At 72.4% G+C, this 19,532-nt stretch carries 17 protein-coding genes; 10 read left to right on the forward strand and 7 right to left on the reverse strand.

Going from position 1 to position 19,532, the window contains the following annotated elements; translation table 11 throughout:
- Positions 1–5 precede the first annotated feature (5 nt).
- From EOE48_RS18135 to EOE48_RS29255, 3 genes are all read left to right on the forward strand, one after another.
- Entirely contained in the window at positions 6–749 is a 744-nt protein-coding gene (locus EOE48_RS18135; RefSeq protein ID WP_127731703.1) for an SDR family NAD(P)-dependent oxidoreductase, read from the forward strand.
- A 28-nt stretch (positions 750–777) separates the two neighbouring features.
- Positions 778–1,182, forward strand: a complete 405-nt coding sequence (locus EOE48_RS18140; protein WP_127731705.1) for a dihydrofolate reductase — start codon at positions 778–780, stop codon at positions 1,180–1,182.
- A gap of 75 nt (positions 1,183–1,257) precedes the next feature.
- Entirely contained in the window at positions 1,258–1,431 is a 174-nt protein-coding gene (locus EOE48_RS29255) for a hypothetical protein (protein WP_187371461.1), read from the forward strand.
- A 3-nt stretch (positions 1,432–1,434) separates the two neighbouring features.
- On the opposite strand, the gene der is transcribed toward EOE48_RS29255, so the two are convergent.
- The gene (gene der / locus EOE48_RS18145) at positions 1,435–2,781 is read right to left on the reverse strand and encodes a ribosome biogenesis GTPase Der (RefSeq protein WP_127731707.1); all 1,347 of its coding nucleotides are present in this window, start codon (positions 2,779–2,781) and stop codon (positions 1,435–1,437) included.
- Positions 2,782–2,922: 141 nt separating this feature from the next.
- On the reverse strand, positions 2,923–3,645 hold the full coding sequence (locus EOE48_RS18150) for a tetratricopeptide repeat protein (RefSeq protein WP_127731709.1): 723 nt from the start codon (positions 3,643–3,645) through the stop codon (positions 2,923–2,925).
- Between the two features lie 220 nt (positions 3,646–3,865).
- Here EOE48_RS18150 and EOE48_RS18155 point away from each other — a divergent pair, with 220 nt between their 5' ends.
- Positions 3,866–7,363 carry an indolepyruvate ferredoxin oxidoreductase family protein gene (locus EOE48_RS18155; protein WP_127731711.1) on the forward strand — a complete coding sequence of 1,166 codons (3,498 nt, stop codon included), beginning with the start codon at positions 3,866–3,868 and terminating at the stop codon, positions 7,361–7,363.
- A gap of 291 nt (positions 7,364–7,654) precedes the next feature.
- Entirely contained in the window at positions 7,655–8,515 is an 861-nt protein-coding gene (locus EOE48_RS18160) for an urea carboxylase-associated family protein (protein WP_127731713.1), read from the forward strand.
- Positions 8,516–8,536: 21 nt separating this feature from the next.
- Here the strand turns inward: EOE48_RS18160 and otnK are convergent, their stop codons facing one another.
- The 3 genes from otnK to ltnD form a co-directional block, all read right to left on the reverse strand.
- Positions 8,537–9,805 (reverse strand): 3-oxo-tetronate kinase, encoded by a 1,269-nt coding sequence (gene otnK, locus EOE48_RS18165; protein ID WP_127731715.1) that lies wholly within the window; start codon positions 9,803–9,805, stop codon positions 8,537–8,539.
- A complete protein-coding gene (gene otnI / locus EOE48_RS18170; RefSeq protein WP_127731717.1) occupies positions 9,802–10,596 on the reverse strand; it encodes a 2-oxo-tetronate isomerase in 795 nt (264 codons plus the stop codon). The genes otnK and otnI overlap by 4 nt, the downstream gene beginning before the upstream one ends.
- 307 nt (positions 10,597–10,903) lie before the next feature.
- Complete coding sequence (gene ltnD / locus EOE48_RS18175; protein ID WP_127731719.1) at positions 10,904–11,818, reverse strand: L-threonate dehydrogenase; 915 nt, start codon at positions 11,816–11,818, stop codon at positions 10,904–10,906.
- 206 nt (positions 11,819–12,024) lie between these two features.
- Here ltnD and EOE48_RS18180 point away from each other — a divergent pair, with 206 nt between their 5' ends.
- Positions 12,025–13,071 carry a LacI family DNA-binding transcriptional regulator gene (locus EOE48_RS18180; protein ID WP_127731721.1) on the forward strand — a complete coding sequence of 349 codons (1,047 nt, stop codon included), beginning with the start codon at positions 12,025–12,027 and terminating at the stop codon, positions 13,069–13,071.
- 14 nt (positions 13,072–13,085) lie between these two features.
- Positions 13,086–13,748, forward strand: coding sequence for a 3-oxo-tetronate 4-phosphate decarboxylase (gene otnC / locus EOE48_RS18185; RefSeq protein WP_127731787.1), 663 nt, complete (start codon positions 13,086–13,088; stop codon positions 13,746–13,748).
- Positions 13,749–14,048: 300 nt separating this feature from the next.
- Here otnC and relB read toward each other — a convergent pair whose 3' ends face one another.
- A complete protein-coding gene (relB, locus tag EOE48_RS18190) occupies positions 14,049–14,348 on the reverse strand; it encodes a type II toxin-antitoxin system RelB family antitoxin (RefSeq protein WP_127731723.1) in 300 nt (99 codons plus the stop codon).
- 185 nt (positions 14,349–14,533) lie between these two features.
- Here relB and EOE48_RS18195 point away from each other — a divergent pair, with 185 nt between their 5' ends.
- From EOE48_RS18195 to EOE48_RS18205, 3 genes are all read left to right on the forward strand, one after another.
- Positions 14,534–14,956 (forward strand): VOC family protein, encoded by a 423-nt coding sequence (locus tag EOE48_RS18195; RefSeq protein WP_127731725.1) that lies wholly within the window; start codon positions 14,534–14,536, stop codon positions 14,954–14,956.
- Positions 14,957–15,038: 82 nt separating this feature from the next.
- Positions 15,039–15,812 carry a VOC family protein gene (locus tag EOE48_RS18200; RefSeq protein ID WP_127731727.1) on the forward strand — a complete coding sequence of 258 codons (774 nt, stop codon included), beginning with the start codon at positions 15,039–15,041 and terminating at the stop codon, positions 15,810–15,812.
- A 228-nt stretch (positions 15,813–16,040) separates the two neighbouring features.
- Complete coding sequence (locus EOE48_RS18205) at positions 16,041–18,851, forward strand: PAS domain S-box protein (RefSeq protein ID WP_246154581.1); 2,811 nt, start codon at positions 16,041–16,043, stop codon at positions 18,849–18,851.
- A gap of 21 nt (positions 18,852–18,872) precedes the next feature.
- On the opposite strand, the gene EOE48_RS18210 is transcribed toward EOE48_RS18205, so the two are convergent.
- Positions 18,873–19,127, reverse strand: coding sequence for a FitA-like ribbon-helix-helix domain-containing protein (locus EOE48_RS18210; protein ID WP_127731729.1), 255 nt, complete (start codon positions 19,125–19,127; stop codon positions 18,873–18,875).
- Positions 19,128–19,532 lie beyond the last annotated feature (405 nt).

Below are 19,532 nucleotides of genomic sequence, written 5' to 3' on the forward strand. Positions count from 1 at the left end.
GTCCGATGACCGACCAGACCCTCGCCGGCCGCATCGCGGTCGTCACCGGCGCCTCGCGCGGCATCGGCCGCGCCGCCGCCCTCGCCCTGGCGGCGGCCGGCGCGCACGTCGTCGCCCTCGCCCGCACCCAGGGCGCCCTGGAGGAACTCGACGACGAGATCCGCGGCGCCGGCGGCTCGGCGACGCTGGTCCCGCTCGATCTCAGGGACTTCGACGCCATCGACCGTCTCGGCGCGGCGCTGCACGAGCGCTGGGGCCGGCTCGACGTGCTGGTCGGCAATGCCGGGGTGCTCGGCGCCCTGATGCCGCTCGCCCATGTCGACCCGAAGACCTGGGCGAGCGCCCTCGACGTCAACGTCACGGCGAACTGGCGCCTGATCCGCTCCCTCGACCCGCTGCTGCGCCGCTCGGACGCCGGGCGGGCGATCTTCGTCACCTCCGGGGCGGCGAGTGCCTGCAAGGCGTATTGGGGCCCCTACGCGGTGACCAAGGCGGCGCTCGAGGCGCTGGTGCGCACCTACGCCGCCGAGACCGCGACGACGCCGGTCCGCGCGATGCTGGTGAGCCCCGGTCCGCTGCGCACCAAGATGCGCCAGGCGGCGATGCCGGGCGAGGATCCCGAGACCCTGCGCACCCCGGAGGATCTGGCACCGCATTTCGTGCGCCTCGCCTCGCCGGACTGGAGCGAGAGCGGGCTGATCTACGACTTCGTCGGCGACCGGCTGCTCACCCCGCGCAAGCCGGATTGAGGGCGGCGCGGCCCGCGGGAGAACCGGGATGATCGACGTGCGGGCGATGTGCGCCATCGGGCAGCGGGGCCAGCTCGGGCTTCACGGCCGCCTGCCCTGGGAGGGCAACACCGACCCGCTCTACGTCGAGGACGTGACGCGGTTCTTCGCCGAGACGCAGGGGCACGTCCTGATCGCCGGCCCGAAGACCATCGAGGCGGTGCCGGACTTCGCCTACCGGGACCGCACGATCGACGTGATCCGCTCGCACGAGGACCCGCGGGCGGTGCTGGCGCGCTATCCCGGCCGGCGGATCTTCGTCGGCGGCGGGATCGCGGTCTGGAACGTCTACGCGCCGTTCATCCAGAACTGGGACATCACCCGCCTGCCCTACGACGGCGAGGCCGACCGCTGGTTCGACCCGGTCTGGCTCGTCGGCCGCGGCCGCGATTGACCGCTTGACCCGCCCGTGCGGTCCCCTCACGTTGCGTCGCCTCGATCGCGGGGCGACCGGAGGGGAGTGCAGGCGATGAGCAGCGACACCACCGACCGCTTCAGGCGCGCGCCGCGGCGCAAGTCCGAGCGCGGCCGCACCGTCACGGTCTCGGCCGAGACGAAGGCCGCCTACGAGGCGATCCTGCGCGAGAAGGAGGAGCGCGAGGCCTACGCCCGCAACCTCCCGGCCGACCCGAAGCCCAAGTGATCGCTACTCTCCCTTGTCGAACGGGTTCTTCGAGGTGCGCAGGGACAGCCGGATCGGCACGCCCGGCAGCTCGAACGCTTCGCGCAGGCCGTTGACGAGATAGCGGGTGTAGGATTTCGGCAACGCATCGAGCTGGTTGCCGAACAGCGCGAAGTGCGGCGGGCGCGCCTTGACCTGGGTGGCGTAGCGGATCTTGACCCGTCGGCCCGACACCGCCGGCGGCGGGTTGGCCTGCGTCGCCTCGGACAGCCACTGGTTGATCTTCGCCGTCGAGACCCGGCGGTTCCACGTCTCGTAGGTCGAGACCACCGCCTGCATCAGCCGGTCGATTCCCTCGCCGGCGAGGCCCGACAGCGGCACGACCGCGGCGCCGCGCACCTGCGGCAGCAGGCGCGTCGCCTTCTCCTTGAGGTCCTTGAGCAGGCCGGGCTGGTCGGCGACGAGGTCCCACTTGTTGAGACCCATCACCAGGGCGCGGCCCTCCTGCTCGACGAGGTCGACGATGGTGAGGTCCTGCTTCTCGAACGGGATCGTGGCGTCGAGGAGCACCACCACCACCTCGGCGAAGCGCACCGCCCGCAGCCCGTCGGAGACCGCGAGTTTTTCCAGCTTGTCGTCGATCCGGGCGCGGCGGCGCATCCCGGCGGTGTCGTGCAGCTTGATCCGGCGCCCGCGCCACTCCCAGTCGAGCGAGATCGAGTCGCGGGTGATGCCGGCCTCCGGCCCGACCAGCAGCCGGTCCTCGCCGAGCATCCGGTTGATGAGGGTCGACTTGCCGGCATTCGGCCGGCCGACGATCGCGACCTTGAGGGCGCGGCCCTCGGCGTCCTCCCCGTCGTCGTCGCGCTCGGGCTCCGGCAGCACCTCCGCGAGGGCGTCGTGAAGCTGGCCCATGCCCTCGCCGTGCTCGGCCGAGACCGGGACCGGATCGCCGAGGCCGAGGCCGAACGCCTCGTAGGCGCCCGACAGCCCGACATTGCCCTCGGCCTTGTTGGCGAGCAGCACCACCGGCTTGTCGGCCCGGCGCACCAGTTCGGCGAAGGGCTGGTCGGCCGGCAGCAGGCCGGCGCGGGCGTCGATCACGAACAGGACGACGTCGGCCTCGTGGATCGCCGCCTCGGTCTGGGCCCGCATCCGCCCGGCGAGCGAATCGGCCTCGGCCTCCTCCAGCCCGGCGGTGTCGAGGATCTTGAAGTGCAGGTCGCCGAGGCGGACCTCGCCCTCGCGCCGGTCGCGGGTGACGCCGGGGCGGTCGTCGACCAGGGCGAGCTTGCGCCCGACGAGGCGGTTGAACAGCGTCGACTTGCCGACGTTCGGACGCCCGACGATCGCGACGGTGGGCATCGACATGGGAGTGTTACCTGTCTCGAAAGGATCTGAAGGACTTGGCGAAATCTCCCTCTCCCGAGTGGGAGAGGGGATCCCGCGCTATAAAATTCAACCCTGGAATCAACGATTTGAAACCATCGCCCACCGAGCCGCGGCGGCTCCTCACCGCGTCGTCGCCTCCGGCACCGGCGGCGGCGGGGCGGCCGGAGCGGCGGGCGCGGCGTCGGTGACCTGGACCGGACCGCCGGCCACCAGCGCGACGTAGACCTCGAGGCGCTGGCGCAGGCCCGGCGGCGTCTCGCGGTCGGTGGTGATCTGCTCGAACCACGAGCCGGCCTTGTCGTAGTCGCCCTTGCGCAGGGCCGCGAGCCCGAGCATCTCGCGGGCGGTGTGGCGGAAGGCGCTCGTCGGGGCGGCGAGGCTCTGAAGGGTGTTCAGGGTCTCGGGCTCGTCCTTGTCGAGGCGCAGCAGCGCGGCGCGCAGGCGCGCGAGGTCGCGCAGGCCGTGGCCGACCGAGGCGTCGTCGGCGATCGCCGCGTAGGCCCTGGCGCCGGCCTCCGGGTCGGCCTTGCCGGCCTCCGCCGCCGCGCGCAGGCGGGCGAGCAGGCGATAGCCGCCCGGCGATTCGGCGGCGACCGCCGCGAACGCCTTCTCGGCCGCCTCGGGCGTCGCGCCCTTGGAGGCGCGCACCACCTCGTCGAACTTCTGCCCCGCCGCCTCGGCCTGGACCGTCTGCTGGTGCTGCCAGTAGCGCCAGCCGCCGACCGCGACCACGACCAGCACCGCGAGGCCGATGAAGACGCCGCTGTAGCGCTGCCAGATCTGCGCCACGCGGTCACGACGGTAGTCCTCGTTGACCTCGCGGATGAACTCGTCTTCCTTCATCGACCCTGAACTCGCCGCCTCGCGTCGCGCCGCGCAACAAAGGCGGTCGCCTAGCACAGTCGCGGGATGTTGGCGAGGCGAGCGTCCCCACTCCAGCTTGCAACCGTTCCAACCCGCGTTGACGCCCCCCGGCAGAAATGTCAGCATTCCTGACATATCGGGCGCGATCCACGAGGGCCGGACCAACCGGCCGCGACGCGCCGCACGGAGGAACGCACGGATGGGCTCGCGCTCGGACGCCCCGGCTCTCAGGGCCGTCTCCCTCGACGACAAGTACGACCTCTCCCGCGATCAGGTCTTCGTCACCGGCACCCAGGCGGTGATCCGGATGCTGCTGATGCAGGGGGCCCGCGACCGCGCCGCCGGGCTCGACACCGCCGGCTTCGTCTCGGGCTACCGCGGCTCGCCGATCGGCGGGCTCGACCAGAACCTCGTGCGTGCCCGCAAGGTCCTCGACTCCGCCGGCATCCGCTTCGAGCCCGGCCTCAACGAGGAACTGGCCGCGACTGCGATCTGGGGCACGCAGCAGGCCGAGATGCGCGGCGAGGGCCGCCACGACGGCGTGTTCGGGCTGTGGTACGGCAAGGGCCCCGGCGTCGACCGCTCCGGCGACGTGTTTCGCCACGCCAACATGGCCGGCACCTCGCGCCACGGCGGCGTGCTGGCGCTGATGGGCGACGACCACACCGCCGAATCCTCCACGGTGGCGCACCAGTCGGAGTTCCACTTCGTCGACGTGATGAGCCCGATCCTCAACCCGGCCGGGGTGCAGGAGATCGTCGATTACGGCCTCTACGGCTACGCGATGAGCCGCTTCTGCGGCACCTGGGTCGCGTTCAAGTGCATCAAGGAGAACATCGAGTCGACGGCGAGCATCGACGGCCGCCTCGACCGGGTGAAGATCCTGCTGCCCGACGATGTCATGATGCCGCCGGGCGGGCTCAACATCCGCACGCCGGACAACATCCTGGAGCAGGAGGCCCGGCTGCAGGACTTCAAGCGCGACGCGATGCTGGCCTTCGTGCGCGCCAACAACCTCAACCGCATCGTGCTCTCGGGCGGGCGCCGGCCGAGGATCGGCGTCATCACGGTCGGCAAGTCCTACCTCGACGTGCGGCAGGCGATGGACGATCTCGGCCTCGACGAGGTCAAGGCCAACGATATGGGGCTGCGGCTCTACAAGGTCGCCTGCCCGTGGCCGCTGTCGCGGCGCGAACTGGTCGCCTTCGCGGACGGGCTCGACCTCGTGATGGTGGTCGAGGAGAAGCGCTCGCTGATCGAGGTCCAGGTCCGCGAGGAACTGTACGGCACGCCCAACCAGCCGGTCTGCATCGGCAAGAAGGACGAGGACGGCAACTGGCTGTTTCCGGTCAAGGGCGCGCTCGATCCCAACGACATCGCGGTGGCGCTCGGCGAGCGGCTGCTGCGCTACCACCGCAACGACGACCTCGCGGGCCGCGTCGCGCGGCTCAAGGGCGCGCAGGCGCGGCTGGCGGCCACCGTCGACATCGCGACCCGGACCCCGCATTTCTGCGCCGGCTGCCCGCACAATTCCTCGACCAAGGTGCCGGAGGGCATGCGCGCCTATGCCGGCATCGGCTGCCACTACATGGCGCAGTGGATGGAGCGCGGCACCGACGGCTTCACCCAGATGGGCGGCGAGGGCGCGAACTGGGTCGGCGAGTCGACCTTCTCGAAGCGCGGCCACGTGTTCCAGAACCTCGGCGACGGCACCTACAACCATTCGGGGTCGCTGGCCCTGCGCTGGGCGATCCACACCAAGACCACCGTCACCTACAAGATCCTGTTCAACGACGCGGTGGCGATGACCGGCGGCCAGCCGCACGAGGGCGCGCTCACCGTCGACCGGATCGCCGCCCAGGTCCGGGCCGAGGGTGTCGAGCGCATCGCCCTGGTGACGGACGAGCCGGACAAGTATCCGCCCACGATCCGGTGGCCGGGCGGGTTGTCGATCCACCACCGCAACGACCTCGACGCGGTCCAGCGCGAACTGGCGACCGTGCCGGGCGTGTCGGTGATGATCTACGACCAGACCTGCGCCTCGGAGAAGCGCCGGCGCCGCAAGCGCAACGCCTTCCCCGACCCGGACCGGCGCGTCATCATCAACGAGCTCGTCTGCGAGGGCTGCGGCGACTGCTCGGTGCAGTCGACCTGCGTCGCGGTCCAGCCGGTCGAGACCGAGTTCGGCCGCAAGCGCCGCATCGACCAGTCGAGCTGCAACAAGGACTTTTCCTGCGTCAACGGTTTCTGCCCGTCCTTCGTGACGGTGCACGGCGCCAAGCCGCGCACCACGCCCGTCGGCCTGCCCGCGGCGACGGGCGGCGAGGCTCCGGATCACGGCCTGCCCGAGCCGGCGCTTCCCGCGATCGACGGCACCTTCAACATCATCGTCACGGGCGTCGGCGGCACCGGCGTGGTGACGGTGGGCGCGATCCTCGGCATGGCCGCCCACCTGGAGGGCAAGGGCCTCGGCATGATCGACATGGCCGGGCTCGCCCAGAAGGGCGGCGCGGTGTTCAGCCACGTCCGCCTCGCGAACCGCCAGGACGACATCCACGCGATCCGGGTCGGCGCGGGGGCCGCCGACCTCGTGCTCGGCTGCGACCTCGTGGTGACGGGCTCGCGCAAGGTGCTGGCCGCGGTGACGCCCGGGCGCACCCACCTCGTCGTCAACACCGCCGAGGTGATGCCGGGCGACTTCACCCGCAAGCCGGACTTCTCGCTGCCGGCGGAGCGGATCAAGCGCGCGGTGCGCGAGGCGGCCGGCGCCGACCGTGCCGATTTCGCCGACGCGACCGGGCTCGCGGTGGCGCTGCTCGGCAATGCGCTCGCCGCCAACCTGTTCATGCTCGGCTACGCCTGGCAGCGCGGGCAGGTGCCGCTGTCGCACGGCGCGCTGACGAAGGCGATCGAACTCAACCGCGAGGCGGTGGCGATGAACCTCGCCGCCTTCGCGTGGGGCCGCCGGGCGGCGGCCGCGCCGGAGACGATGCCGGTGCTCGACGCGCCGGCGCCGGCCGAGGAGGCACCCGACCTCGACGCGGTGATCGCCAGGCGCATCGCCTTCCTCACCGCCTACCAGGACCGCGCCTATGCCGACCGCTACGCCGACGCGGTGGCGCGCATCCGCGGCCGCGAGGCGGTGGTGCATCCCGGCGCGGCACCGCTCGCCGAGGCGGCGGCGCGCGCGCTGTTCCGGCTGATGGCCTACAAGGACGAGTACGAGGTCGCGCGGCTCTACACCGACGGCAGCTTCCAGGCGCAGGTGGAACGGACCTTCGAGGGCGAGAACCTCTCCTACGAGTTCCACCTCGCGCCGCCGCTCCTCGCCCGCACCGACCCGGCGACCGGCCGGCCGCGCAAGATGCGCTTCGGCCCCTGGATGATGCGGGCGTTCGGGCTGCTCGCCCGCGGCAGGGTCCTGCGCGGCACCGCCTTCGACCCGTTCGGCTACACCCACGAGCGGCGCGGCGAGCGCCGGCTGATCGCCGAGTACGAGGCGCTGCTGGAGGAGATCGGCCGCGGCCTCACCCCCGCCAACCACGCCGTCGCGGTTGGCCTCGCCAACCTGCCCCAGGCGATCCGCGGCTACGGCCCGGTCAAGGCGAAGAACCTCGCCGCCGCCAAATCCGAGGAGGCGGCCCTGCTCGCCCGGTTCCGGGCGCCGGAGGCGCCGGTGGCCGCGGCGGCCGAGTAGGCCCGGGCAATCGCTCTGAAGCGATCGCCCTGATTTGTTGCCCGGCCTCAAGCGCCGGCGTTCGCGTCCGTTCACTTGGCTCTCGCTTCGCTTACGCGTTCGAGGGGACATCCGTCCCCTCGAACCCGCTCCGCGGGGCGCTTTTCGCGCCCGGCATGGAGCGTCGCCCTGCGGGCGACCGCAGGACGATCGGTGAACCGATCGCCCTGCGGAGTAGCCGGCGGCCGGTTGCTCCTTGCCGACCGCTCCCGCATCTGCAACCAGGATGCGGGAGCAGAGCGAGGGCACGGCATGAAGGACTTCCCGGCCGCCTATCAGGTCTCGAAGGGCTCGGCCCTCGATCTCGACCGCCCGTTCTACGCCCGCCTCGCCGAGGCGCCGGGGCGCGAGCTGGTCGAATCCTTCACCATCCCGATCCGCACCGGGCGGGCGTGGGAGGTGCCGGCGGGCCACGTCGTCCGGGTCGTCGCGCCGGAGGGGCCGCAGGTCGGCGACCTCAATATCTGGAACCGGCACGACCCGCGCGAGCGGCTGTGGGCGGCGCGCACCCGCCAGCTCCAGGGGGCGCACGTCACGACCTTCGACCGGCTGTGGTCGACCCTGCCGTTCCTGCGTCCCCTCGTGACGATCACCGCCGACACGCTGGCCGGCTACGGCACCGACGAGTATGGCGGGCGGGTCCACGACCTGCTCGGCACCCGCTGCGACCCCTACGTCAACAAGCTGCTCACCGGGCAGGACTTCCACTTCCACTGCCACTCGAACCTCGTGCGCGCGGTCCTGCCGTTCGGCCTGACCGAGTTCGATGTGCACGACGTGCTCAACGTGTTCCAGGTGACCGGCCTGAACCACGACGACCTGTACTTCATGCGCGACTGCCCGGCGAAGGCCGGCGACTTCCTTGAGTTCTTCGCCGAGATCGACCTGCTCTGCGCGCTCTCGACCTGCCCAGGCGGCGACCTGTCGGTGCCGCTCTGGGGGCCGGACGCCCGCGACCCGATCGAGGTCTGCCGTCCGCTCGCCGTCGAGGTCTACCGGCTCGACCCCGCCGTGCTCGCCGGCTGGTCGAGCCCGCAGGTCGCGCCCTATCGCGGCGGGCACGGCCTGCGGGCCGAGAAGGGCTGGTGGGAGGAGACGCCCGCGGGAGCATGACCCCGCGCGGGCGCGCCCGCCTCAGGGCATCAGCGCGAGGGCGTCGGCGAAGAACGCCCGCCCGCCGAAATTGCCCGATTTCAGCGCCAGCACCATGCCGCCGTCGGTGGTGCGCAGGACCGGCACGCCAGCGGCGATCTCGGGTCCGAGCAGGAAGGCCGGCAGCTTCAGGCGGTCGACCACCGCGCCCGAGGTCTCGCCGCCCGCCACCACGAGGCGGCGCACCCCGCGCTCCACGAGGCCGGCCGCGATGGTCGCCATCGCGGCCTCGATGGCGTGGCCGGCGGCGTCGCGGCCGTGCCGGGCCTGGAGCGCCGCGACCGCGCCGGGATCCTGGCTGCTGGCGATCAGCACCGGGCCGTCGCCGATCCGCTCCATCGCCCAGGCGAGCGCCGCGCCGGCCTCGTCCTCGCCGGCGAGCAGGCGGCCGGGGTCGAGCCGGTGGACCGGCATGACCGCCTCCGCCGCCGCGACCTGGGCCAGCGTCGCCTGCGAGCAGCTCCCGGCGAGGCAGGCCGCCGGTCCGCCGAGCGCGGTGCCGGCGTCCGTCCCGGCAGGCTGTCCCGCGACCCTTCCGGCGGCGATCAGCGCCCGGGCGAGGCCGAGGCCGAGGCCGGACGCGCCGGTCGAGACCCTGGCGTCGAGCGCCGCGGCGCCGAGCACCGCGAGGTCGCCGTCGAACACCGCGTCGGCGATGGCCGCACCGTGCCCCTCCCCCGCGAGCGCCCGCAGCCGCGCCCGCACCGCCTCGACGCCGCGGGCCACGGTGGCCAGATCCACGAGCCCGACCGGAGCGCGGCTCTGGCGGGCGAGCACCCGCACGAGGTTCGAATCCCGCATCGGGTTGAGCGGGTGGTCCTTCAACGGGCTCTCGTTCAGCGGCACCGCGCCGACGAACAGGTTGCCCTGGTAGACGGTGCGGGCGGTCTCCGGGAAGGCCGGGGTGACGAGGGCGATCGCCTCGCCGGCATCCTCGCGCAGGGCATCGGTGACCGGGCCGATATTGCCGGCATCGGTCGAGTCGAAGGTCGAGCAGACCTTGAACATCACGTGGGCGGCGCCCCGCGCGCGCAGCCACGCATCGGCCTCGCGCGAGGCGGCCACCGCCTGCGGCGCCGGAATCGACCGGCTCTTGAGCGAGACCACCACCGCGTCGACCTCGGGCAGGGCGAGGTCGTCCGCCGGCACGCCGATGGTCTGGACCGTGCGCAGGCCCGCCTTGCTCAGGGTGTTGGCGAGGTCGGAGGCGCCGGTGTAGTCGTCGGCGATGCAGCCAAGGGCGAGGGTCATGCCCGTGCTCCGGTCTGGGTGGGCCTGTAGGGGTCGAACCAGGACAGGCCGGGCACCGTGCCGGCCTTCGGGTTGTACTCGCAGCCGACGAAGCCGTCGTAGCCGAGCCGGTCGAGCTCGGCGAACAGGAAGGCGTCGTTCATCTCGCCGGTGCCGGGCTCGTGGCGCTCGGGCACGCTCGCGGTCTGGACGTGGCCGACGATCGGCATCAGGTCGCGCAGCCGCATCGTCACGTCGCCGTGCAGGATCTGGCAGTGGTAGAGGTCGAACTGGAGCTTCAGGTTCGGCAGCGCCAGCTCGCGGATCAGGTCGGCGGCATACCCGAAGTCGTTGAGGAAGTAGCCCGGCATGTTGCGGGCGTTGATCGGCTCCAGCACGAGGTCGAGCCCCTCGCGCGCCAGCCGCCCGGCGGTCCAGGCGACGGCGCGGCGGTAGGCGGCCCGGGCCGCCTCGTCGCGGTGCGGCGCCATGCCGGCCATCAGGTGCAGGCGCCGCACGCCGGTCGCGGCCGCGTAGGCGAGCGCCGTCTCGACGCCCCCCTGCAGCTCCGCGAACCGGTCCGGCAGGGCCGCGAGGCCGCGCTCGCCGGCGGCCCAGTCGCCGGGCGGCAGGTTGAACAGCGCCTGGGTCAGGCCGTGGCGCGACAGCCGCTCGCCGACCGCCTCCGGCGGGTGGTCGTAGGGGAACAGGAACTCCACCGCGGTGAAGCCGGCCTCTGCCGCCGCGGCGAAGCGGTCGAGGAACGGCACCTCGGTGAACATCAGCGTCAGGTTGGCGGCGAAGCGCGGCATGGGACCTCCCTCGTTGTGCCCCCGGCGGGGGGGCCCGCCTCGGCGGGTTGCGGCGATGATGGACCGGCCGCGGCGGCAGGGCCAGAAACTCCCCTCCCCCCTCTGCGGGGGAGGGTGCCCCGCTGCGAGTGCGAAGCACTCGTGCGCGGGGCGGGCCGGGACGAAGTCCCGCAAGAGGGGATCGCGACGGCTCAGAACGTGGCGCACTTCGCGGCTGCCGAGCCAGATCCGGAAACGTGGTTCCCCTCTCCCGGCTCGCTCCGCTCGCCACCCTCCCCCGCAGAGGGGGGAGGGTCAAAGTGCGTGCTCAGCCCCGCCCGCCGCCCGGCAGCGCGGTCCCGGTCACCTGCGCGTAGAGCCGGGCCACCGAGGCGTCGTCGTCGCGGCCCATGCCGGCGGCGGAGGTCATCAGGAACATCTGCAGCGCCGCGGCGGCGACCGGGACCGGGAACGTCTGCGCCCGCGCCATGTCCTGGATGATCCCGAGATCCTTGACGAAGATGTCGGTCGCGCTGCGCGGCGCGTAGTCGCCGTCGAGGACGTGCGGCATCCGGTTTTGGAACATCCACGAATTGCCGGCCGAGGCGGTGATGACCTCGTAGACGCGCTTCAGGTCGAGGCCCTGGCGGGCCGCGAAGGCCATCGCCTCGCTCGCCGCCGCGATGTGCACGCCGGCCAGCAACTGGTTGATCATCTTGAACGCCGCGCCCTGGCCGGCGGCGTCGCCGAGCTCGTAGAGGGTGGCCGCCATCGCGTCGAGGGCCGGGCGGGCGGCCGCGAAGGCGGCGGCGCTGCCCGAGGCCAGGATGGTGAGCTGGCCCTCGGCGGCGCGTTGCGCCCCGCCGCTGATCGGCGCGTCGAGATAGTGCCGGCCGGTTTCCTCCAGCCGCGCGGCGAGGCGGCGAACCACCGCGGGATCCATGGTGGCGCAGGAGACGAACACCGACCCCTCCGGCATCGCCGCGGCGATGCCGCCGTCCCCGAACAGCACCGCCTCGGTCTGGGCGGCGTTGACCACCACCGAGACCACGATCGCAGCGCCCGCCGCGGCCTCGGCCGGGCCGGCGGCGCCGCGCCCGCCCTCGGCGGCGAAACGCGCGACCGCGTCCGGGTTCACGTCGCAGCCGGCGACGCCGAGCCCGGCCCGGCGCAGGGACTGCGCCATGCCGTACCCCATCGAGCCGAGGCCGATCACCGCCGCGCGCAGAGCCATCTCCGACATCACCGTCCTCCCGGCCTGCCCTCCTCGTGGATCGGGAAGGCGAGGCACCTCGTCCGGACATGGCGTCCGGCGCCGTCACGACCACGGTGTAACAGTCGTTGGCAGCGCTGCCAATCGGCTTGTCGGGGCCGTTGAGCGCGGCCGCGAGACGTGACACCTTCCGGGCACCGGCGCCGGGGGGCACGGCGACGCGGCGAGGAGAGGCGATGGACGACGGCGAGCGGGTCCGGCCCGGCCCGGACGACGAGGCGCTGACCGGGGAGGTCCTGCGCCGGCCCGTGACCCTGGCGGACGTCGCCCGCGAGGCGCAGGTCGGCGAGAGCACGGTGTCGCGGGTGCTGCGCAGCCACGGCTCGTTCTCGCAGAAGACCCGCAGCCAGGTCGAGGCGGCGGTGGCGCGCCTCGGCTACGTGCCCAACCGCATCGCCGGCACCCTCGCCTCGACCGGCTCGCGCCTGATCGGCATCGTGATCCCGTCCTTGTCGAACATCGTGTTTCCCGACCTGCTGCGCGGCGCCACCGGCGTGCTGGAGGCCGACGGCTACCAATCGGTGATCGGCGTCACCGACTACGACCAGGACCGCGAGGAGGCGCTGGTCGTCTCGCTGCTGAGCTGGCGCCCGGCCGGGCTGCTCGTCACCGGGCTGGAGCACACGCCCGGCACGGTGCGCAGCCTGCGGGCGAGCGGGGTGCGGGTGGTGGAACTGCTCGACGTCGACGAGCCGGGGCTCGACATCGTGGTCGGCTACTCGAACCGCGCCGCCGGGGCCGCCGCCGCCCGCCACCTCGCCGGGCGCGGCTACCGGCGCATCGGCTATCTCGGCCACGACCTGTCGCGCGACCTGCGGGCGATCAAGCGGCTCGACGGGTTCCGCGGCGCCCTCGCGGAGGCGGGGCTGGCGCTCGACGGCGAGGAGCGGGTGCCGGCGCCGTCCTCGGTCGAGGCCGGCCGGCACGGGCTGGAGCGGCTGCTCGCCCGCGTGCCCGACCTCGACGCGGTCTACTTCTCCAACGACGACATGGCGCTCGGCGGCTACTTCCACTGCCTCGCCCGGGGCCTGTCGATCCCGGGGCGGCTGGCGCTGTTCGGCCATAACGGCCTCGACGTCGGCCGGCTGATGCCCCAGCCGCTCGCCACGATCCGCACGCCCCGGGTCGAGGCCGGGGCGACCGCCGCCCGGCTGGTGCGCGCCGGCGGCCGGCGCGAGGTGGTCGATCTCGGCTTCGCGCTGATCGAGGGCGCGACCGCATGACGAAGGAATCCACCATGATGGAATCCGCCCTGCGCGAGGCGATCTGCCGCTTCGGCCGCTCGCTGTTCGAGCGCGGCCTCACTCCGGGCTCGTCGGGCAACATCTCGGTGCGCCTCGACGACGGCGGCTGGCTGGTGACGCCGACCAACGCCTCCCTGGGCTTCCTCGACCCCGAAAAGATCTCGCGGCTCGACCGCGACGGCCGGCTGCTCTCGGGCGACAAGCCGACTAAGGAGATCCCGCTCCACGGCGCGCTCTACGACAGCCGGTCCTCGGCCCGGGCGATCGTCCACCTGCACTCGACCCACGCCGTCGCGGTGTCGATGCTGCCGGACATCGACCCGCGGGCGGTGCTGCCGCCGCTGACCCCCTACGGCCTGATGCGGGCCGGCGCCGTCGCCCTGGTGCCATATTACCGCCCCGGCGACCCGGCGGTGGCGGACGCGATCCGCGGGCTCGCCGGGCGCTATTCCTCGGTGCTGCTCGCCAATCACGGCCCGGTGGTGGCCGGCGACACCCTGGAGGCCGCGGTCTTCGCCACCGAGGAACTCGAGGAGACCGCGAAGCTCCACCTGCTCCTGCGCAACCTCAACCCGCGCCACCTCACCCCGGCCCAGGTGGCCGACCTCGTGAGCCATTTCGGCCTGACCCTGCCCGAGCACGGGCACGACCATTGAGCCGGGCTGCGGCGGAGTTCAGAGCCTGTCGGATGCTTGGTCTAAAAGAAAAGACACCTCTTTCCCGGGCGCATGCAGCGTCAGCGGAATGTGACCCGGGATCCAGCACAAGAAGTCGCGAAGCGTCCATACTCAGCGACAGTGCTGACAGACGGAGCCGCCTCGCGGCACATCTGACGTCTGGATCCCGGATCTCCTTCCGCTATCGCTGCAGTCGTCCGGGAAAGAGGTGCATCATGCGATGAATACGACGAACGGCCACCCAAACCGGCTCTCGGGTGATTAGCGCTCGGGCGCCATTCAAGAACGGGCACGGCGCTTGCCGTCGATCACGGCCTGAACCTCCGCCATGGCGTCCTGATGCGGAACCGCCGGCCGCGTGTCGTCCAGAGCCTCCTGGACCTTGGCACGGAACCACGCGTCGTGGGCTTCGGGATCGAGGACCAGCGCGGCTGGAACGCCGCCTCCCCGCACGATCCGGGTCAGCAGGATCCTGACGGCGTCCGACACGGTGAGGCCGACATCGGCGAGCGTCTCGGCCGCCTCGGCCTTGAGGCGGGCATCGACGCGGACATGCAGCATGCTCGTCCGGCCGGTCATGGCGGATCCTCCTCGCGACGGAGCCAGCATGTCTCTCAGGCGAGAGACGGTCAATCTCCGAGACAGGGCGGCGTTCGAGCGGAACTCCGCCGTGGCGACGGAGCGGCACGTCCGACAGGCGGGATGGTTGTCTTCGGGAATCGGAGCGGCATGCTGGTCGGGCGCGAATCGGATCGGAGCCCGCGATGTCCCGCATGATCTTCGTGAACCTGCCGGTCGCCGACCTGCCGGCGAGCCTCGCCTTCTACGAGGCGATCGGCGGGCGGCAGAACCCGCATTTCAGCGACGAGACCGCCGCCTGCATGGTGCTGTCCGAAGCGATTCACGTGATGCTGCTGACCCACGGCAAGTTCCGTCAGTTCACCCCGCGCCCGGTCGCCGACGCCCGGGCGGCGAGCGAGGTGCTGCTGTGCCTCTCCCTCGACGGCCGCGCCGAGATCGACGCGGTGGTGGACCGTGCCGTCGCGGCGGGCGGGAGAGCGGATCCGGGTCCACCGCAGGACCACGGCTTCATGGCGAGCCGCAGCGTCGAGGATCCGGACGGGCACATCTGGGAGCTGATGTGGATGGATCCGGCGGCCGTGCCGCCCGCTTCGCCGGCCGCCTGAGCGCGGCGGCCATCACCGCGTCACGAATCACCGCCTCGATGCCCTGCCCCAGCGGCACCCCCGCGAATCGGAAGGCCCGACCATGACCGCCTCCTCTGCCAAGCCGTTCGTCTGGTACGAGCTGATGACCACCGACCCGGACGCTGCCCGGGACTTCTACGCCGCCGTGATCGGCTGGAGCGCCCGCGACTGGGGCGGCCAGGGCCCCCGCTACACCATCATGAGCGCCGGCGAGCGGATGGTGGCCGGCGTGATGGCGCTGCCGGACGAGGCCAGGGCGGCGGGCGTGCCGCCGTGCTGGATCGGCTCGATCGCCGCCGACGACGCCGACGCCGCCACCGACCGGCTCGTCGCGGCCGGCGGCCGGCTGCTGCGGGCGCCCGAGGACATTCCCGGCGTCGGCCGGTTCTCGGTGGTGGCCGATCCCGGCGGCGGGACGTTCCAACTCCTCGCGACTGCCGAGCCGCCCGGCCCGCCGTCGGCGCCGGGCGCGCCGGGCCATGTCGGCTGGCACGAACTCTGCGCTGAGGACGGCGGCGAGGCCATGGCCTTCTACGCCGGGCAGTTCGGCTGGACGGCGGACGAGGCGCTCGACATGGGTCCGATGGGCCTCTACCGGCTGTTCTCCGTCGACGGGCGCTCCTCGGGCGGGATCATGACCCGGCCGCCGCAGGTGCCGATGCCGGGCTGGCTGTTCTACGTCACCGTCCCGGCCCTCGACGCCGCGGTGGCGCGGGTCGGCGAGGCGGGCGGACAGGTCCTGATGGGCCCGATGCAGGTGCCGGGCGGAAGCTGGATCGCCCGCTGCCTCGACCCGCAGGGCGCGCTGTTCGCCCTGACCGGGCCGTCGCGCTGAAGTCTTTTCGGCGAGCGGCGAAACTAAGCCGTCGGATCGTCGTTGTCCGGCCGGCGCCCCGTCCGCCCGGGACGGGGACTTGCGCCGAACAGGCCGCGGACCGAGACCGCGGCCTCCCACGATATCCCAGCGTCATGCCCCAGACAGATCCCGCTCCCGTCGCCCCGTTACCGCGATCCGGTCCGTGCCGACCGGCGAGGCGCCCGGGTGACCCTGCGGCGGACGCCCATGCGGGCTGACCCGGTGGAGGCGCCCTCCTTCCTGTCCGGCGGGGGCGGCAGCGGCGCGCTGATGCGGGGCCTGGACTGGGCGGCGACGCCGCTCGGCCCCCCGGATCGGTGGCCGCCGGCGCTGAAGACCCTGGTCGGCCTGATGCTGGGCTCGCACCAGCCGATGCTGATCGTCTGGGGTCCGGCGCACACGACGCTCTACAACGACGGCTACGCCGAGATGTGCGGCGCCCGCCACCCGGCGGCGCTCGGCGGGTCGTTCCGGGCGCTGTGGCACGACATCTGGGACGAGGTCGAGCCGATCCTGGCGCGGGCCTATGCCGGCGAGGCGACGCACAGCAGCGACATCGCCTTCACGATGCACCGCAACGGCTATCCGGAGGAGACCCACTTCGCCTTCGGCTACACGCCGGTGCGCGACGAGGCCGGCCGGGTCGCCGGCATGTTCTGCGCCTGCATCGAGACCACCGAGCAGGTGAAGGCGCAGCGCGGCCTGCGCGAGAGCGAGGCCCGCTTCCGCAACATGGCCGACCACGCCCCGGTGATGATGTGGGTCACCGATGCGGCCGGCCGCTGCACCTACCTCAACCGGCGCTGGTCCGAGTTCACCGGCCAGGGCGAGACGGAAGGGCTCGGCCTCGGCTGGGTCGACGCCGTCCACCCGGACGACCGCGGACCGACCGAGCGCGCCTTCCTGGCGGCCAGCGCCGCCGGCGCGCCGTTCCGGATCGAGTACCGCCTGCGCCGGGCCGACGGCACCTACCGCTGGGCGATCGACGCCGCCGCGCCGCGCTTCGGCCCCGAGGGCGGCTTCGTCGGCTATGTCGGCTCGGTCATCGACATCGACGAGCGCCGCGAGATCGAGGATGCCCTGCGGGCGAGCGAGGCGCGGTTCCAGACCATCGCCAACTCGATCGACCACATGGTGTGGTCGACCCGGGCCGACGGTTTTCACGATTTCTACAACCAGCGCTGGTACGAATTCACCGGCGTTCCGGCCGGCTCGACCGACGGCGAGGGCTGGAACGGCCTGTTCCACCCCGACGACCAGGAGCGGGCCTGGGCGGTGTGGCGTCACAGCCTCGCCACCGGCGAGCCCTACCACATCGAGTACCGGCTGCGGCACCGCTCGGGGGCGTGGCGCTGGGTGCTGGGCCGGGCCCAGCCGATGCGCGCCCCCGGCGGGCGGATCCTGCGCTGGTTCGGCACCTGCACCGACATCCACGATCAGATCGAGGCCCGCGAGATGCTGGCGCGCTCCCGCGAGAGCCTCGCCCGCGAGGTCGCGCAGCGCACCGCCGAGCGCGACCGGATCTGGCAGGCGACGAGCGACCTGCTCTGCGTCGCGACCCTCGACGGCCGCTTCGTCAGCCTCAACCCGGCCTGGACCGAGACCCTCGGCTGGAGCGAGGCGGCGCTGATGGCCGAGCCGTTCCTCGCCTTCGTCCATCCCGACGACCGCGCCGCGACCGAGGCGGCCGCCGCCGGCCTCGCCCGGGGCGAGACCCAGTTCCGGTTCGAGAACCGCTACCGCCACCGGGATGGCAGCTATCGCTGGCTGTCGTGGAACGCCGTGCCGCGCGACGGCCAGATCTTCTCCACGGTGCGCGACGTCACGGCGGCCAGGCAGCAGGCCGAGATCCAGCGCGAGCTGGAGGAGCAGTTGCGCCAGTCGCAGAAGATGGAGGCGGTGGGCCAGCTCACCGGCGGCCTCGCCCACGACTTCAACAACCTGCTGGCCGGCATCACCGGCTCCCTCGAACTGATGCAGTCGCGGATGCGCCAGGGCCGCGTCGCCGATGTCGAGCGCTACATCACGGCGGCGCAGGGGGCGGCCCAGCGCGCCGCGGCGCTGACCCACCGCCTGCTCGCCTTCTCGCGCCGCCAGACCCTCGACCCGAAGCCCACCGACGTGAACCGCCTCGTCGCGGGAATGGAGGAGCTGATCCGCCGCACGGTCGGGCCGGCGGTGGCGGTCGACGTCGTCGGGGCGGCCGGGCTGTGGTCGACCCTGGTCGATCCCAACCAGCTCGAGAACGCGCTGCTGAACCTGTGCCTCAACGCCCGCGACGCGATGCCGGACGGCGGCCGCATCACGGTCGAGACCGCCAACCGCTGGCTCGACGAGCGCGCCGCGCGGATGCGCGACCTGCCGCCGGGCCAGTACCTGTCGCTGTGCGTCTCCGACACCGGCACCGGCATGACCCCGGAGGTGATCGCCCGCGCCTTCGACCCGTTCTTCACCACCAAGCCGCTGGGCCAGGGCACCGGGCTTGGGCTCAGCATGATCCACGGCTTCGTGCGCCAGTCCGGCGGGCAGGTGCGGATCTATTCCGAGCCGGACCAGGGCACGACGGTGTGCCTCTACCTGCCGCGCCATTACGGCGCCGCCGACGACGTCGACGACGGCCTGTCCTCCGGCCCGGTCCCGCGGGCCGGACAGGGCGAGACGGTGCTGGTGGTCGACGACGAGCCGACGGTGCGGATGCTGGTGACCGAGGTGCTGGAAGACCTCGGCTACACCGCGATCGAGGCCGCCGACGGGCCGTCGGGCTTGAAGGTGCTGCAATCGGACGTGCGCCTCGACCTGCTCGTCACCGATGTCGGCCTGCCCGGCGGCATGAACGGCCGCCAGATGGCCGATGCCGGGCGCTGGATGCGGCCCGACCTGAAGGTGCTGTTCATCACCGGTTTCGCCGAGAACGCGGTGCTCGGCAGCGGCCAGTTGGAACCCGGAATGCAGGTGATGACCAAGCCGTTCGTGATCGAGGCGCTGGCCAGCCGGATCCGCGACATGATCCGGGGGTGAGGACGGCACCCCGAGGCGGCGTCACTCGAAGGTCATCGGGTCGGCAGGCTCCCGATCTCGGACCTGCCGGATTAGCGCGACATCGTCATCCGTGAACCCCGCATCACGGCCGAGGGCGGACAGCGCGGAGCCGAGGCGGACGCGGCCCGCCGGGCGAGCGGCCGATTCGAGGATCTCCCGCATCTCGGCTTCGATGCCGCGACCGTGCCGGGCCGCGAGTGCCTCAAGCGCGCAGTGGGCTTCCTCGGAGAGATTTTGGATGGTGACCGTGGGCATCCGGCGGCCTCGTGATTTCGGCGCGTGGCGCGATATGTGGCGATCTACGAAGATGGCGGTACATCGGCAAGAATCGAAACATTTTATTATCCCTGACGATTGATCGACAACACGACCGACCTCACCCTCCCCCCTCTGCGGGGGAGGGTGCCCTGCGGATGCAGGGCGGGAGAGGGGAGCGCGACGCTGATCCAGGGTGCGCCCTTCATCCAGGTCGCGACCTCTCCGGAAGCGTGGTTCCCCTCTCCCGGCTCGCTCCGCTCGCCACCCTCCCCCGCAGTGGGGGGAGGGTTCGCGTCGGGGATGTCCCTGGTTCATCTTCCAGAATCTGAGTTACGTGTAATACCAACGGTCGTTGAAAACGACCTTTGGTTCCGTTCTTGAATTTTCGTCAAGCCTTTGGCT

It is taken from the genome of Methylobacterium oryzihabitans (genome assembly GCF_004004555.2).
Classification (GTDB): Bacteria; Pseudomonadota; Alphaproteobacteria; order Rhizobiales; family Beijerinckiaceae; genus Methylobacterium; species Methylobacterium oryzihabitans.

Coding starts and splice junctions, on each gene's coding strand:
- ltnD (WP_127731719.1), bottom strand. CDS start 11,818: ATGTCGGAGATGGCTCTGCGCGCGGCGGTGATCGGCCTCGGCTCGATG.
- EOE48_RS18135 (WP_127731703.1), top strand. CDS start 6: ATGACCGACCAGACCCTCGCCGGCCGCATCGCGGTCGTCACCGGCGCC.
- EOE48_RS18150 (WP_127731709.1), bottom strand. CDS start 3,645: ATGAAGGAAGACGAGTTCATCCGCGAGGTCAACGAGGACTACCGTCGT.
- otnK (WP_127731715.1), bottom strand. CDS start 9,805: ATGACCCTCGCCCTTGGCTGCATCGCCGACGACTACACCGGCGCCTCC.
- relB (WP_127731723.1), bottom strand. CDS start 14,348: ATGACCGGCCGGACGAGCATGCTGCATGTCCGCGTCGATGCCCGCCTC.
- EOE48_RS18155 (WP_127731711.1), top strand. CDS start 3,866: ATGGGCTCGCGCTCGGACGCCCCGGCTCTCAGGGCCGTCTCCCTCGAC.
- EOE48_RS18200 (WP_127731727.1), top strand. CDS start 15,039: ATGACCGCCTCCTCTGCCAAGCCGTTCGTCTGGTACGAGCTGATGACC.
- EOE48_RS18210 (WP_127731729.1), bottom strand. CDS start 19,127: ATGCCCACGGTCACCATCCAAAATCTCTCCGAGGAAGCCCACTGCGCG.
- EOE48_RS18205 (WP_246154581.1), top strand. CDS start 16,041: ATGCGGGCTGACCCGGTGGAGGCGCCCTCCTTCCTGTCCGGCGGGGGC.
- EOE48_RS18195 (WP_127731725.1), top strand. CDS start 14,534: ATGTCCCGCATGATCTTCGTGAACCTGCCGGTCGCCGACCTGCCGGCG.
- EOE48_RS29255 (WP_187371461.1), top strand. CDS start 1,258: ATGAGCAGCGACACCACCGACCGCTTCAGGCGCGCGCCGCGGCGCAAG.
- EOE48_RS18140 (WP_127731705.1), top strand. CDS start 778: ATGATCGACGTGCGGGCGATGTGCGCCATCGGGCAGCGGGGCCAGCTC.
- der (WP_127731707.1), bottom strand. CDS start 2,781: ATGTCGATGCCCACCGTCGCGATCGTCGGGCGTCCGAACGTCGGCAAG.
- otnI (WP_127731717.1), bottom strand. CDS start 10,596: ATGCCGCGCTTCGCCGCCAACCTGACGCTGATGTTCACCGAGGTGCCG.
- EOE48_RS18160 (WP_127731713.1), top strand. CDS start 7,655: ATGAAGGACTTCCCGGCCGCCTATCAGGTCTCGAAGGGCTCGGCCCTC.
- otnC (WP_127731787.1), top strand. CDS start 13,086: ATGATGGAATCCGCCCTGCGCGAGGCGATCTGCCGCTTCGGCCGCTCG.
- EOE48_RS18180 (WP_127731721.1), top strand. CDS start 12,025: ATGGACGACGGCGAGCGGGTCCGGCCCGGCCCGGACGACGAGGCGCTG.